The 14,274-nt window shown below is 67.2% G+C and carries 15 protein-coding genes; 10 read left to right on the top strand and 5 right to left on the bottom strand.

Annotation, left to right across the window (positions count from 1 at the left end):
• Window positions 1-37 precede the first annotated feature (37 nt).
• Genes ACFWZ3_RS06430 through argH form a run of 4 tightly spaced genes read left to right on the top strand, consistent with a single transcriptional unit; the run spans window position 38 to window position 5,046 of the window.
• On the top strand, window positions 38-1,381 hold the full coding sequence (locus ACFWZ3_RS06430) for an acetylglutamate kinase (protein ID WP_439706911.1): 1,344 nt from the start codon (window positions 38-40) through the stop codon (window positions 1,379-1,381).
• 11 nt (window positions 1,382-1,392) lie between these two features.
• Entirely contained in the window at window positions 1,393-2,358 is a 966-nt protein-coding gene (gene argC / locus ACFWZ3_RS06425; protein ID WP_439706910.1) for an N-acetyl-gamma-glutamyl-phosphate reductase, read from the top strand.
• Window positions 2,359-2,407: 49 nt separating this feature from the next.
• A complete protein-coding gene (proS, locus tag ACFWZ3_RS06420; protein WP_439706909.1) occupies window positions 2,408-3,760 on the top strand; it encodes a proline--tRNA ligase in 1,353 nt (450 codons plus the stop codon).
• The gene (gene argH / locus ACFWZ3_RS06415; protein ID WP_439706908.1) at window positions 3,757-5,046 is read left to right on the top strand and encodes an argininosuccinate lyase; all 1,290 of its coding nucleotides are present in this window, start codon (window positions 3,757-3,759) and stop codon (window positions 5,044-5,046) included. Before proS ends, argH begins: the two co-directional genes overlap by 4 nt.
• Before the next feature lie 51 nt (window positions 5,047-5,097).
• Here argH and ACFWZ3_RS06410 read toward each other — a convergent pair whose 3' ends face one another.
• The 5 genes from ACFWZ3_RS06410 to ACFWZ3_RS06390 all read right to left on the bottom strand — a co-directional run bounded on the left by ACFWZ3_RS06410 (window position 5,098) and on the right by ACFWZ3_RS06390 (window position 9,203).
• On the bottom strand, window positions 5,098-5,598 hold the full coding sequence (locus ACFWZ3_RS06410) for a pyridoxamine 5'-phosphate oxidase family protein (RefSeq protein WP_439706907.1): 501 nt from the start codon (window positions 5,596-5,598) through the stop codon (window positions 5,098-5,100).
• A gap of 160 nt (window positions 5,599-5,758) precedes the next feature.
• Window positions 5,759-6,373 carry a class I SAM-dependent methyltransferase gene (locus tag ACFWZ3_RS06405; RefSeq protein WP_439706906.1) on the bottom strand — a complete coding sequence of 205 codons (615 nt, stop codon included), beginning with the start codon at window positions 6,371-6,373 and terminating at the stop codon, window positions 5,759-5,761.
• A gap of 1 nt (window position 6,374) precedes the next feature.
• Window positions 6,375-7,649 carry a kynureninase gene (gene kynU, locus ACFWZ3_RS06400; RefSeq protein ID WP_439706905.1) on the bottom strand — a complete coding sequence of 425 codons (1,275 nt, stop codon included), beginning with the start codon at window positions 7,647-7,649 and terminating at the stop codon, window positions 6,375-6,377.
• Window positions 7,650-7,659: 10 nt separating this feature from the next.
• The gene (locus ACFWZ3_RS06395) at window positions 7,660-8,172 is read right to left on the bottom strand and encodes a hypothetical protein (protein ID WP_439706904.1); all 513 of its coding nucleotides are present in this window, start codon (window positions 8,170-8,172) and stop codon (window positions 7,660-7,662) included.
• Window positions 8,169-9,203, bottom strand: coding sequence for an amidohydrolase family protein (locus tag ACFWZ3_RS06390; protein WP_439706903.1), 1,035 nt, complete (start codon window positions 9,201-9,203; stop codon window positions 8,169-8,171). The genes ACFWZ3_RS06395 and ACFWZ3_RS06390 overlap by 4 nt, the downstream gene beginning before the upstream one ends.
• 167 nt (window positions 9,204-9,370) lie before the next feature.
• Between ACFWZ3_RS06390 and ACFWZ3_RS06385 the strand changes: the two genes are divergently transcribed.
• The 6 genes from ACFWZ3_RS06385 (at window position 9,371) to tssE (ending at window position 14,268) form a co-directional block, all read left to right on the top strand.
• Entirely contained in the window at window positions 9,371-9,931 is a 561-nt protein-coding gene (locus tag ACFWZ3_RS06385; protein WP_439706902.1) for an ECF-type sigma factor, read from the top strand.
• 380 nt (window positions 9,932-10,311) lie between these two features.
• A complete protein-coding gene (gene tssB / locus ACFWZ3_RS06380; RefSeq protein WP_209621210.1) occupies window positions 10,312-10,818 on the top strand; it encodes a type VI secretion system contractile sheath small subunit in 507 nt (168 codons plus the stop codon).
• Between the two features lie 6 nt (window positions 10,819-10,824).
• Window positions 10,825-12,315 (top strand): type VI secretion system contractile sheath large subunit, encoded by a 1,491-nt coding sequence (gene tssC / locus ACFWZ3_RS06375; protein ID WP_439706901.1) that lies wholly within the window; start codon window positions 10,825-10,827, stop codon window positions 12,313-12,315.
• A gap of 106 nt (window positions 12,316-12,421) precedes the next feature.
• Window positions 12,422-12,919, top strand: a complete 498-nt coding sequence (locus ACFWZ3_RS06370; RefSeq protein WP_209621217.1) for an Hcp family type VI secretion system effector — start codon at window positions 12,422-12,424, stop codon at window positions 12,917-12,919.
• Between the two features lie 36 nt (window positions 12,920-12,955).
• Window positions 12,956-13,747: a type VI secretion system accessory protein TagJ gene (locus ACFWZ3_RS06365; protein WP_439706900.1), complete on the top strand. Its 792-nt coding sequence runs from the start codon at window positions 12,956-12,958 to the stop codon at window positions 13,745-13,747.
• Window positions 13,748-13,764: 17 nt separating this feature from the next.
• Window positions 13,765-14,268 carry a type VI secretion system baseplate subunit TssE gene (tssE, locus tag ACFWZ3_RS06360; RefSeq protein ID WP_209621223.1) on the top strand — a complete coding sequence of 168 codons (504 nt, stop codon included), beginning with the start codon at window positions 13,765-13,767 and terminating at the stop codon, window positions 14,266-14,268.
• The last annotated feature ends 6 nt before the right edge of the window (window positions 14,269-14,274 follow it).

The raw sequence follows: 14,274 nt of genomic DNA, 5'->3' as shown, positions 1-14,274 counted from the left end.
CTGCGGGCAAACAGTCCCTGCGCGAACCATTTGAGCCATGACCACAGACTCCAAGACCCGCCAGACCATCGTCCGCCTGCTTTCGGCGATGGGCAGCGCGAAGGAAATCCAGCAGTACCTCAAGCGCTTCTCGCAGGTCGACGCCAAGCGCTTCGCGGTAGTGAAAGTCGGCGGCGCCGTGCTGCGCGATGACCTGCCGGCGCTCGCCTCCTCGCTGACGTTCCTGCAACAGGTCGGCCTGACGCCGATCGTGTTGCACGGCGCCGGCCCGCAGCTCGACCAGGAGCTGGCCGCGGCCGGCATCGCCAAGCAGACGGTCGGCGGCCTGCGCGTGACCTCGCCGCAGGCGATGGGCGTGGTGCGGCGCGTGTTCCAGCAGCAGAACCTGCGTCTGGTCGACGCTCTGCATGCGATGGACACCCGCGCCGTGTCGGTAGCGTCGGGCGTATTCATGTCCGACTACCTTGACCGCGAAACGCTGGGCATGGTCGGCAGGACGACCGGCATCGAGCTCGCGCCCATCGAAGCGGCGCTGCGGGCCAACGCCATTCCCGTCATCGCCAGCCTGGGCGAAACGTCCGAAGGCCAGCTGCTCAACATCAACGCGGATATCGCCGCCAACGAGCTGGTGCGCGTGCTGCAGCCGTACAAGATCGTGTTCCTCACCGGCACCGGCGGCATGCTCGATGCGCAGGGCCAGGTAATCGACTCGATCAACCTCTCCACCGAGTACGAGCACCTGATGGCGCAGCCGTGGATCGACGGCGGCATGCGCCTGAAGATCGAACAGATCGCCGACCTGCTGGCCGACCTGCCGCTCACCTCGTCGGTGTCGATCACGCGGCCGGCGGAGCTGGCCAAGGAGCTGTTCACCCACAAGGGCTCGGGCACGCTGGTTCGGCGGGGCGAGAAGGTGCTCAGCTTCGATTCGTGGGAGGGCGTGGATCGGGCACGTCTGCGCGTGCTGATCGAGTCGAGCTTCGGCCGTGCGCTGGTGCCGGACTACTTCGAGCGCACCCGGCCGTACCGTATCTACGTAAGCGAGAACTACCGCGCCGCGATGATCCTGACGCAGGAAGAGGGCATGGCCTACCTGGACAAGTTCGCCGTGCTGGACGAAGCGCAGGGCGAAGGCCTCGGGCGTGCCGTGTGGCTGGTGATGCGCGAGGCCAACCCGCGACTGTTCTGGCGCTCGCGCCACGGCAACAGCATCAATCCGTTCTACGACGCCGAATGCGACGGTTCGCTCAAGCAGCCGCGCTGGAAGGTGTACTGGTATGGCATCGATGACTTCCGGTTGATCGAGCGCTGCGTGGCCCACTGCGCGCACCGCTTGCCCACGCTGGCCGATGCCCTCCCCCTGACGAATAACGCAGCGTGAGGCTGGAAAAAATGGACAAGAAGACCGTAGGCATCGTCGGCGCACGCGGCCATACCGGTGCGGAGCTGGTCCGCCTCATCGCGCGGCATCCGGCGCTGCAGCTGGCCTATGTCTCCTCGCGCGAACTGGAGGGCCAGCGCGTGGACGCGCACGTGCCCGAGTACACCGGCGAGCTGCGCTACAGCGCCCCGGCGCATGAAGACCTGCCCGCGCTGGGCGCCGACGTGGTGATCCTGGCGCTGCCCAATGGCAAGGCAGGCGCCTGCGTGGAAGCCTTCGACAAGGCCGGCGCCGATCCGCTGATCGTGGACCTGTCGGCGGACTATCGCTTCGACGAGCGCTGGTACTACGGCCTGCCCGAGCTGACGCGCGGCCGCTGGCGTGGCCAGCGGCGCATCAGCAATCCCGGTTGCTACGCCACCGCGATCCAGCTGGCGGTCGCGCCGCTGAAGGACCTGCTCGCCGCGCCGCCGGTGTGCTTCGGCGTGTCGGGCTACTCGGGTGCCGGCACCACACCCTCGGACAAGAACGATCCGGAGAAGCTGCGCGACAACCTGATGCCGTATTCGCTCACTGGTCACATGCACGAGCGTGAGACCTCGGCGCGCCTGGGCGTGCCGGTGGAGTTCATGCCGCACGTCGCGCCGCACTTTCGCGGCCTCACCGTCACCTGCAACCTCTACCTCGCACGGGCGATGAAGCGCGAGGACGTGATGGCCCGGTTCAACCATGCCTACGAGGACGAGCCGCTCGTGCGCGTGCAGGACGAGGCGCCGTGGGTCAGCCGTATCGCCGGCAAGCACCACGCGGAGATCGGTGGCTTTGCCATGGCCCTCGACGGACGTCGCGTGGTGGTGGTCGCCACGCTGGACAATCTGCTCAAGGGCGCCGCCACACAGGCCATGCAGAACATCAACCGCGCGCTGGGGCAGGGCGAATTGACGGGTATTCCGGTGACGCCTGCAGCGCGACCGTGAGGCGAGGCCGCGTCGCCTTTGCCCTGTTGTCCGCTACCGAGACACTGCCATGCGCCTGACCCGCTACCTGCTCCCCACGCTCAAGGAAAACCCAGCCGAGGCGCAGATCGCCTCGCATCGGCTGATGCTGCGCGCCGGCCTGATCCGGCAGGAAGCGGCCGGCATCTACGCCTGGCTGCCGCTGGGCCTGCGCGTGCTCAGGAACATCGAGCGCATCGTGCGCGAGGAAATGGATCGTGCCGGCGCGGTCGAACTGCTGATGCCTACGCTGCAGCTGGCCGACCTGTGGCGCGAGAGCGGACGCTACGAGGCCTATGGCCCGGAGATGCTGCGCATCCGCGACCGCCACGAGCGCGAGCTGGTGTACGGTCCGACCAACGAGGAAATGGTCACCCGGATCTTCCGCAGCTACGTCAACTCCTGGCGCAGCCTGCCGCTCAACCTCTACCAGTTCCAGTGGAAGTTCCGCGACGAGCAGCGCCCGCGCTTCGGGGTGATGCGCGGGCGCGAGTTCCTGATGAAGGACGCCTATTCGTTCGACCTGGACGAGGCCGCCGCGCGCCGTTCCTACCAGCGCATGTTCGTGGCGTATCTGCGCATGTTCGACCGGATGGGCGTCAAGGCGATCCCCATGCGTGCGGAAACCGGCCCGATCGGCGGCGATCTCTCGCACGAGTTCCTTGTGCTGGCGCAGACCGGCGAGTCGGCGGTGTTCTGCGACCGGGCCGTCCTGGACTTGCCGGTGCCAGGCGCCGACGTCGACTACGGTAGTGACCTGACGCCGCTGGTCGAGGCATGGACGGCGCCCTATGCCGCCACCGAGGACGTGCATGAGGCGGAACGCTTCGAGCGCGACGTGCCAGTGGAACGACAAGTGCTCGCACGCGGCATCGAGGTCGGCCAGATCTTCTACTTCGGCACCAAGTATTCGGTGCCGATGAACGCCATGGTGCGCCACGCCGACGGTGTCGACCGGCCGGTCCATGGTGGCTGCTACGGTGTGGGTGTGTCGCGACTGATGGGCGCGATCATCGAGGCCAGCCATGACGAGCAGGGCATCGTCTGGCCGGACGGTGTGGCGCCGTTCCAGGTCGGCCTGCTGCATCTGAAGCACGGCGATGCCCGCGTCGATGCCGCCTGCGAGTCGCTGTACGCCCGCCTGCGCTCGGCCGGCCTGAGCGTCCTGCTCGACGATACCGACGAGCGGCCGGGCGCCAAGTTTGCGCGCATGGACCTGGTCGGCCTGCCCTGGCAGGTGCTGGTCGGCCCGCGCGGGCTGGATGCCGGCAGCGTCGAGCTGAAACACCGAGCCAGCGGCGAACGCCGCGAGATGGCCCCGGACGACGCGGTCGCGTTCCTGCGCCAGACCCTTTTCCCCCTCCAACCGGACGACCAGCCATGAGCGACCTCCTGTGGCAGAAGGCCGGCGTCGAAACCGACGCCCGGATCATGCGTTTCCTCGCCGGCAACGACGTGCTGCTGGACCGCGAGTTCTTCCTGTACGACATCACCGCGAGCAAGGCGCACGTGGAGGGCCTCGAACGCATCGGCGTGGTCAGCGCCGACGAGGCCGCGGCACTCGAACGCGAGCTCGACACGCTGGGACAGGATTTCCGTTCGGGCGCCTTCGTACTGGACGAGCGCTACGAGGACGGCCATTCGGCGATCGAGGCGCGGCTCACGGAGCGGCTCGGCGATGCCGGTCGGCGCGTGCATACCGGGCGCAGCCGCAACGACCAGATCCTGGTCGCCACGCGCTTGTGGCTGAAGGAAAAGCTCGACGCGCTGGCGACGCACTGCCGCGCCGTCGCGGCAGTGTGCCTCGACCGCGCGGCGCAGCCGGCCTTGCCGCTGCCGGGCTACACGCACCTACAGCGCGCCGTGGTGTCCTCCACGGCCATGTGGTTTGCGGGCTTCGCCGAAGGTTTCATCGACAACGCCCTGCGCGCCCGCCAGACGCTGGCCTGGATCGATGCCAACCCGCTCGGCACGGCCGCCGGCTACGGCGTGAACCTGCCGCTGGATCGCGCGCACACCACCGCCGCGCTGGGCTTCTCGCGCATGCAGCTCTCGCCGATCTACGCGCAGCTCTCGCGCGGCAAGTTCGAACTGGCCGCGCTGGAAGCCCTGGCCAGCGCGCTGCTGGACCTGCGCCGCCTGGCCTGGGACCTGTCGTTGTTCACCACCGCCGAATTCGGCTTCGTCAGCCTGCCGCCGGAGTACACCACCGGCAGCTCGATCATGCCCAACAAGCGCAACCCCGATGTCGTCGAACTGCTTCGCGCCAGCTATGCCACGGTCGCCGCGGCGCGCTGCGAGATCGAGCAACTCCTGTCGCTGCCGACCGGCTACCAGCGCGACCTGCAGTTTTCCAAAGGCTCGATCTTCCACGGCATGACCCACGGCCTTGCCGCGTTGGAACTGGTGCCGGATCTGGTGGGCCGCATGCGCTGGAACGAGCCGGCCATGCGCGCGGCGATCGAGCCGACGATGTACGCGACCGACGTTGCCATCGAGCAGGCGGCAGCCGGCGTGCCGTTCCGCGATGCCTACCGCGCCGCGGCCGAGGCTGCCGCCGCGGCGGGCGAGGGACGCACGCCCGAGCGGAGCCTGGCCGAACGCACCTCGCCGGGCGCTGCCGGCGACCTGCGCCTGGACTTGCTGCGCGCACGTTTCGAAACCCTATAGGACCCGCTGCCCCCATCGAGCCCTTCCCCGCCATCGGGGAAGGGTCGTCGGTCAGCCGTGCAAATGGCCCTGGTTGCCGAGGTCGCGCGGTTGTTCGTTCCACATGCCCCGGGCGAAATCCAGCGCGCGCTCCACGAAGTTGCCCGACGATTCCCAGTACATCGCGTCGCGTACCCGCACGCGCAGCACCGTCAGGTTGGGGTCGTCCTTGCCGGAGAAGAACACGTTCTGTGCGGGCGACCACAACTCGTCGATCAACGCCGGATCGCGGTTGATGCGTGCCCGCCCGCGTACCGAGACGTAGCATTTGTCGTCCTGGTTGGCGTAGGCGAGGTTCACGTCCAGGTCGTCGGTGAGCTGGTCGACCTTGGCGCTGTCGGCGGCGGTGAAGAACACCAGGTCACCTTCGGCGGTCAGCTTGAGCGTCTGCAGGGGGCGACTGACCAGCGAGCCGTCCTGGGCCAGCGTGGTCATCATGGCCACCTCGATGTCGTCGATCAGCTCGCCTAGCTTGTTCAGGTCGGTATCGTTGTGGGGCGCGTCGTTTTTCATGCCGGTCTCCGGACAGCGGAGGTCCCACCCTGGCGCATCTGCAATCAAGCTGCGATGAAGCATTCCCCTGTTGTAGGAGCCCGCTTGCGGGCGATGCTCTTGTTGGCCAGTGCCCAAAGAGCATCGCCCGCAAGCGGGATCCTACCCGGGGCCGGTGCGGTCAGCGACGTTCGAGCAACGCGTAGGCGAAGGTCTGGGCGGTGCCTGCGGGTGTGGTGTGCCGCTCCGTGCTTTCGTCGACCAGACAAAACGCCGGCCCGAGCACGGAGGCGATGTCGGCAGGCGAGCGCCGCGCCACCGGCAGACCGCTGCAGCGCTCCGGACCCTCCGGCGCGAAGCCGCCGATGACCGCATGCCCGCCCGGACGCAAGGCGCGCATCACCTGTGCGGCGTAACGCGCGGTTTCCTCCGGCGAAGTGAGGAAATGCAGTACTGCCCGGTCGTGCCAAAGGTCGAAGGCGGCAGGGGCGAAGTCGGCTTCCAGGAGATCGCCGGCGATCCAGCGCACCGTCTTGCCGCGCATGCCCAGTCGCTCGCGCGCGACATCGAGCGCCGTCTGCGATAGATCAAGCACGGTGATGTCGGTCAGGCCCAGCACCTGCAGGTCGTCGACCAGCGTGGAAGCGCCGCCGCCCACGTCGACCAGACGCGAGGAAGCCTCCAGGCCCGCCTGGCGCAGCAGCGCGAGCGAGACGTCCAGGTGCGGGCGGTACCAGCTCACCGCCTGGGCCGAGCGGCTGCGATAGACCGCCTCCCAGTGCGTCGGGCTGGACACGTCAGCCGTTGGCCCAGCGGCGCACCGCTTCGGCGAAGGCCAGGCAGTCGGCGTGGCGGTTGTAGAGCGGGGCGGGGGAGATGCGGATCACGTCCGGCTCGCGCCAATCGCCGATGATGCCGTTGGCCATCAGATACTCGAACAGCGCACGTCCGCGCGTGCGGCCACCGAGCACGCGGATCGACAGCTGCGCGCCCCGGCGCGCCGGGGCGGCGGGCGTGACGATCTCCAGCACGTCCGGCAACTGCGTGCGCACCAGCCACTCCAGGTAGCCAGTCAGCGCCAGCGACTTTTCGCGCAGCCGCGCCATCCCCGCGCGGCGGAAAATCTCCAGCGACACGCGCAGCGGCGCCAGTGCCAGGATCGGCGGATTGGATAGCTGCCAGCCGTCGGCGCCCGCCGTGGGCACGAACTGCGGGCCCATCTGGAAGCGGGTGGCCTTGTCGTGGCCCCACCAGCCGGCGAAGCGCGGCAGCGTTTCGCGCGCGTGGCGCTCGTGGACAAAGGCGCCGCCGACCGCACCGGGGCCGGCATTGAGATATTTGTAGCTGCACCAGATGGCGAAGTCGGCGTCGCTGTCGTGCAATTGCAGCGGCAGGTTGCCGACCGCATGGGCGAGATCGAAACCGACCTGGCAACCTTGCGCATGTGCGAGGCGCGCGATCGCCTTGAGGTCGAAGGCCTGGCCGGTGCGGTACTGCACGCCCGGCAGCATCACCAGCGCGGTGCGCGCACCGTGCTCGGCCAGGGCCCGCTCGAAGGCCGCCTCGGAAATCGTGCCGTTGGGCTCGTCCGCTTCCAGTTCGATCAACGCGGTGGCCGGGTCATGGCCATGGAAGCGGATCTGCGATTCGACCGCATAGCGATCGGTCGGGAACGCGCCGGCCTCGATCAGGATCGCGTGGCGCTCGGGCGTCGGGCGGTAGAAGCTCACCATCATCAGGTGCAGGTTCACGCCCAGCGTGTTCATCGCGACCACTTCGGAGGGCAAGGCGCCAACCACCTGTGCCAGGTCGTCGCGCACGAACTCGTGGTAGTCCATCCAGGGCAGGCGGCCCTTGAAATGGCCTTCCACGCCCAGCTCGCCCCAGTAGTCCAGTTCCGCCGCGATGGCCTCGCGCACTGCCCGTGGCTGCAGGCCGAGCGAGTTGCCGCAGAAATAGTTCGAGTCGCGGCCTTCATGCGGGGGAATCAGGAACTCGTCGCGGAACGCGCGCAGCGGATCGGCTTCGTCGGCGGCAGCGGCCCATGCGGCGGAGGCCTGGTAGTCAGTCATTCCTTGAACCTCATCGAGCCAGATCGGTGGCGACCGCGTCGCAGCCCTTGTCGAACGCGGCCGCCCAGGCGGCACCGGCCTCGCTGCGGGCCGGGCGCGCGCAGCGCAGGCGGACCGCGTGGTTGTTCCGGAACCAGTAGCGTTCGTCGTAGTGGTAGGCGGTGCCGTGGTCCTGCGCGGTGTAGGCGTGGCTGTTGGGGCCGTCCGGGCTGCCAATCGCGTTGTAACCGTCCAGCGCCTTGGCCTTGCGGGTGGCGTTGGCCACGTAACCTTCGAAGGCGGCCAGGCCACCGACCGGTTCGACTTCCACCGTGACGGAAGCCAGGTTGTCGCGGGCGGTGGGGGAGGGGTCGGGCACCTGGAACACGCGCATTTCAGGCAGGCCCTGGGTCTCCATGATGGTGACCCAGTTGTCCGGCGTGCTGAAGGCGACCTCGCCACCGGCCATGCTGACATCGGTGGCACAGGCGGTGCCGGCCAGCAGCAGGGCGCCGGCCAGGAAGAAGCTGCGGAAAAGGGTCATGAACGCTCCGAAAGAGGTGCCGGGTTGACGAATCGCTGCAAGGGCAGGCCCAGCCATTCCAGTGCGGTGCCGTGGAACAAGCGCTCACGGTCCGCTTCATCCAGACCCAGGGCCTCGATGCCGCTACCGGGCTCCTGTTCGCCCAGCGGGAAAGGATAGTCGGTGCCCAGCATGACGCGATCGACGCCGGTCACATCCAGGAGATAACGCAGCGCCCGCTCGTCGTGCACGCAGGAGTCGAAGTACAGGCGCTTGAGGTACTCGCGCGGGTTGCGCGGGTTGTCGGTGGCGACCAGGTCCGGGCGCATGCGGAAGCCGTGCTCGATACGCCCGATCGACCAGGGGAAGCTGCCGCCGCCGTGGGCCAGCATGATGCGCAGCTTCGGCAGCCGCTCCAGCACGCCGCCGAAGGCCAGGCAGCAGCCGGCGCGCGACTGCTCGGCGGGCATGCCGACCAGCCAGGGCATCCAGTACTTGGGCATGGTGTCGGTGCCCATCATGTCCCACGGGTGCACCAGGATCGCTGCACCCAGGTCCGCCGCCGCCTCGAAGAAGGGGAACAGTTCCGGTGCGTCCAGGTTCCAGTCGTTGCAGTGCGAGCCGATCTGCACGCCCTGCAGGCCCAGCTCGTCGATGCAGCGCTCCAGCTCGCGAATCGCCAGCTCCGGTGCCTGCAACGGCACCGTGCCGATGCCGGCGTAGTGGCGCGGGAAGTCATGGCACATTCTGGCCATGTGGTCGTTCAGGTGGCGATGCAGTTCCAGCGCCTGGTAGCCCGGCGCCCAGTAGGAAAACAGCACCGGCACGGTGGAAATCACCTGCACGTCCACGCCGAAGCGGGCGTAGTCGTCGATCCGGGTCTGCGGATCGAACGCGGAGTCCCATACCTCGCGGAAGAACTTGCCGTCCTTGTAGATGCGGTGGCGGCCGTCGGTGTGGGTCATCACCGGGAAGCGGTCGTTGCCGTACTTGGCGGCCAGGTTGGGCCAGTCGCGGGGCAGGATGTGCGCGTGGGTGTCGATCTTGAGCATCGGGCGAGTCTAGCAGGGCGGTCGCGGCGTCCCCGTAGTGCGGAAAACCGGGCCGCTTCCTGTCGTCGTCGGGCTTTGGCCTATACTTTTCCCGCGGCCGAGTCTGGCCGCGATCCGGGGCGGCGCCAGCCGACCGGGCCAGATGGGCGGAAAGGACTACCCAAGCCGTGAACTCCAGTGTCGACGTGACGCGACTGCTGCATTCGGCGCAGGCGGGCGATACCGCCGCGCTGGAGGAAGCGCTGCGCCAGATGTACGCGGCGCTGCACCGGCTGGCCGGCGCCCAGCTGCGCCGCAACACCAGCGAGCGCACGCTGAGCGCCACGGCGCTGGTCAATGAGGCCTACCTTAAGGTGTTCGGCGGCAACTGCCCGCCACAATGGGAAAGCCGCGGCCATCTGCTCGGCGTTGCGGCCCGGGCGATGCGCGAAGTGCTGGTCGATTCGGCCCGACGCCGCCAGGCGGCCAAGCGCCCGCAGGACTGCGACCGCATCGAACTGTCGGAGATCTCCGGGTCGCTGAAGCCCGACGTCGACTACGTCGGCCTGCTGGATGCCCTGGACGCGCTCGAGCAGATCGACCCGCGCCAGGCGAGCATCGTCTCGATGCGCTTTTTTGTCGGCCTGAGCGCCGAGCAGATCGCCGCCGCGCTGGGCATTTCCGCCACTACCGTGCAGCGGGAATGGCGCCTGGCCCGCGCCTGGCTGCAACGCGAACTGCAGGCCTGAGCCGTCGCGCAAGCCGGATCGGCGCTTCCCGGCGGAGGTCACCTGCAAGTCCTGCCCCTCACGGAACGGGCAGGCCTTGGCCGATCGGCCTTCGAGGTACAACGTGTTTGTCAGGTGAACGCAGCCTGAACAGCGCATTCATCTCCGTGGCCGATCCGTGAAGACCTCCACGCACTAGAACAGTGGGAAGGCGTTAGTCCGCCCTTTGCCACGTGCGTCCAACCGAACCCGCGAGCGGAACGATCCCGTCGTTCCGCGCTGTCCGCGTCGGCTGCCGCGCGCTGCAGGGACGTGCGCTCGCCTGCGCCGCATATCCGCGGACGTGCCCTCAAGGCGTCGCGTTCCAACCGGAAGACCTCAAGCCCCAGGAGACAGCCGCAATGGCCAAGCAAAGCAGTCAGAAGTTCATCGCGCGCAACCGCGCGCCGCGGGTGCAGATCGAGTACGACGTCGAGGTCTACGGCGCACAGAAGAAGGTGCAGGTGCCGTTCGTGATGGGCGTGATGTCCGACCTGTCCGGGGCGAACAACGCCGAACTGCCGCCTATCGAGGATCGCAAGGCGCTGGAAATCGACGTCGACAACTTCGACAACCGCCTGCAGTCGATGAAGCCGCGCGTCTCCTTCGCGGTGCCCAACACGCTCACCGGCGAGGGCAACCTGAACGTGGATATCACTTTCGAGAGCATGGATGACTTCTCGCCCGCCGCGGTGGCGCGCAAGGTCGCCCCGGTCGCCAAGTTGCTGGAGGCCCGCACCCAGCTGGCCAACCTCAATACCTACATGGACGGCAAGGCCGGTGCGGAGAAGCTGATCGCCCAGGCGATCAACGACCCGGCCCTGCTGCAGTCGCTGGTTTCGGCCGCCAAGCCTTCCGACGCGGAGTAAGCACACATGTCCACCGAAACCGTTGCCGAGCGCGGCCAAGCCACCGAAACCCTCGAAGCCGGCGATTTCGCCGCGCTGCTGAGCCGCGAATTCAAGCCCAAGAGCGACCGCGCCAAGGAAGAAGTCGAATCGGCCGTGCGCACGCTGGCCGAGCAGGTGCTGAGCAAGTCGGACATCGTCTCCGAAGACGTCGCGCAGACGATCAACGCCTACATCGCCGAGATCGACCGCAAGCTCAGCGAGCAGGTCAACCAGATCATGCACCACGCCGACTTCCAGAAGCTGGAAAGCGCCTGGCGCGGCCTGCACTACCTGATCAACAACACCGAGACCGACCAGCAGCTGAAGATCCGCGTCATGAACATCTCCAAGAAGGAGCTGGGCAAGACGCTCAAGCGCTACAAGGGCACCGCCTGGGACCAGAGCCCGATCTTCAAGAAGATGTACGAAGAGGAATACGGCCAGCTCGGCGGCGAGCCGTACGGCTGCCTGGTCGGCGACTACTACTTCGACCACAGCCCGCAGGACGTCGAAATGCTGGGCGGCATCGCCCAGGTGGCGGCCGCCGCACACGCGCCGTTCCTGGCCGCAGCCAACTCCTCCCTGATGGGCATGGAAAGCTGGAACGAGCTGTCCAACCCGCGCGACCTGTCCAAGATCTTCTCGACGCCCGATTACGCCTCCTGGCGTTCGCTGCGTGAATCAGAGGATGCCAAGTACCTGGGCCTTGCGATGCCGCGCACGCTTTCGCGCCTGCCCTACGGTGCCGCCACCAACCCGGTGGAGGAGTTCGACTTCGAGGAAGACACCGCTGGCGCGGACTCCTCCAAGTACACCTGGCAGAACGCCGCCTACGCCATGGCGGTGAACATCAACCGTTCGTTCAAGACGTACGGCTGGTGCTCGCGCATCCGTGGCATCGAGTCCGGTGGCGCGGTGGAAGGCCTGCCGGTACACGCCTTCCCGAGTGACGACGGTGGCGTGGACATGAAGTGTCCCACCGAGATCGCCATCACCGATCGCCGCTCGGCGGAGCTGGACAAGATGGGTCTGATGCCGCTGGTGCATCGCAAGAACTCGGACATGGCCGCCTTCATCAGCGCCCAGTCGCTGGCCAAGCCCGAGGAGTACGACGACCCGGACGCCACCGCCAATGCCGCGTTGGCCGCGCGCCTGCCGTACATGTTCGCCTGCTGTCGCTTCGCGCATTACCTCAAGTGCATCGTGCGCGACAAGATCGGCTCGTTCAGCAGCCGCGAGCAGATCGAAAAATGGCTGACCAACTGGATCCTCAACTATGTCGATGGCGACCCGGCCAACTCCAGCGAGGAGTACAAGGCCAGTCACCCGCTGGCCTCGGCGGAGGTGGTGGTCGAGGAAGTCGAGGGTGCGCCGGGCTATTACAGCTCGAAGTTCTTCCTCAAGCCCCACTACCAGCTCGAGGGACTGACGGTCTCCCTGCGCCTGGTATCGCGTTTGCCATCCGAGAAGGCCTGAGGCCCAAAGCCTCGGGCGCCCGGGCGGCGGCCTTGGGTGCGCGGCAGGTCCGCCGCGCACCAGAAGCACATCCCGTTCCATCAAGTCACCTTAAGGAGTCTGTTTCATGGCATTCGACATGCATCTCAAGTTCGAGGGCGGCTCGGTCAAAGTCGAGGGTAGCTCCCTCCACAAGAAGCACGCCAAGGAAGTGCCGGTGCTGGCCTGGTCCTGGGGCGCCAGCAACAGCGCCGACCTGCACAACAGCAAGACCGGCGGCGGCGGCAAGGCCCACGTGCAGGATCTCTCCATCACCAAGTACGTCGACAGCAGCTCGCACGCGCTGCTGCAGGCCTGCTGCACCGGCGCACGACTGGAGAAGGCCACGCTTTCGGTGACCAACGCCACCGGCGAGCAGACCGACTACCTCACCATCGAGCTGAGCGAAGGCGTGATGATCACGTCGGTGTCCACCGGCGGTTCCGGCGGCGAGGATCGGCTGACCGAGAACATCACCGTGCACTTCGGTAAGTTCGCCTACAAGTACCAGCCGCAGAAGCCCGATGGCTCGGCGGACGGTGCGGCCAAGCCGTTCACCTACAACATGCAGGAAGTGTCGGCCTAACCGACCGGCACTGGGCGCGCACCTGGGGAGTACACGATGGGCATCACAGCAGATGGCCTGCTCAAGGCAGGCCAGGTCGAAGAGGCCCGGCAGGCGCTGGTGGCCCAGGTGCGCAAGGACCCTGGCGATGCACGCGCCAGGGTCTTCCTGTTCCAGTTGTTGGCCGTGCTGGGGCAATGGCGACGCGCTGGTGAACAGCTCGTCGCCAGCCGCGAACTGGATCCAACCAACGTGTTGCTGGCGCAGACCTATGGCGTGCTGGCGCGGGCCGAGATCGATCGCGCGGCGGTGTTCGCCGGACAGCACCTGCCCACGGTGGTGGGTGAACCGGCTGCCTGGCTGGCGCAGCTGCTGCAGGCCCTGAAGCTTTCGCTGGATGGCAACACCACGGCAGCGGCGCAACTGCGCATGCAGGCACTGGAGGAAGCGCCTGCGATCGCCGGTCACATCGACGAGGTTCCCTTCGAATGGATCGCAGACGGGGACATGCGCTTCGGACCGTGCCTGGAAGCGGTGATCAACACCGGTTACGTCTGGGTGCCGATGTCGCAATTGAAGGAAATCCGTTTCGAGGCGCCCAGCGACCTGCGCGACATGGTGTGGCTGCCGGCTGAGCTGGTGTGGCGCCATGGCGGGCGCACGGTGGGATTCGTGCCTGTGCGCTATCCGGGCAGCGAATGCAGCGAAGAGGGCGAGCTGCTGCTGGCGCGGCGCACCGAGTGGCAAGCGGTCGGCGACGGGGAGTACATCGGACTGGGCCAGCGCATGTTTGCCACCGACGCCGGCGAGCACTCGTTGCTGGATACGCGCCTGATCTCCTTCGACTAGGTCCCGGGGAACGCGTCGTGGCCGAACTCACCACCCAGGAGCGCCTGCAGCCCTCGCTGCTCGACCGCCTGACCGACGACGAGCCGGGCAAGGCGGAAGAGAGCCGCGAGAAGCGGGTGATCTCGGCAAACCGCTTGCGCGATTGCGTTTCCCGAGACATTTCCTGGTTGCTCAACTGCGTGAACCTCGGTACCAGCGTGCCACTTGACGACTATCCGGACGTCGCCCGCTCGGTTCTCAATTTCGGCATTCCCGACCTTACGGGCGCGGCGCTTTCGGGCGTCGACGCCGACGCGCTGCAGCGGCTGATTCGCGAGGCCATCCTGGCGTTCGAGCCGCGGCTGACGGCAAGCACGCTGCAAATCTCGGTCAAGGTCGATGACCAGCGCATGGATGGCCAGTCGCTGACCTTCCATATCGACTCCCAGATGTGGGCCCAGCCGATCCCGCTTAACCTCTACCTCAAGACCGAGGTGGACCTGGAGACGGGCAACTTCCGTGTCTCCGAAAGCTTCGGTTAGAACACC

The sequence above is a fragment of the Frateuria sp. GZRR35 genome, from assembly GCF_051900415.1.
In the GTDB taxonomy this organism is placed as follows: domain Bacteria; phylum Pseudomonadota; class Gammaproteobacteria; order Xanthomonadales; family Rhodanobacteraceae; genus Frateuria_A.
This window is presented reverse-complemented; position numbering and strand designations above follow the sequence as displayed.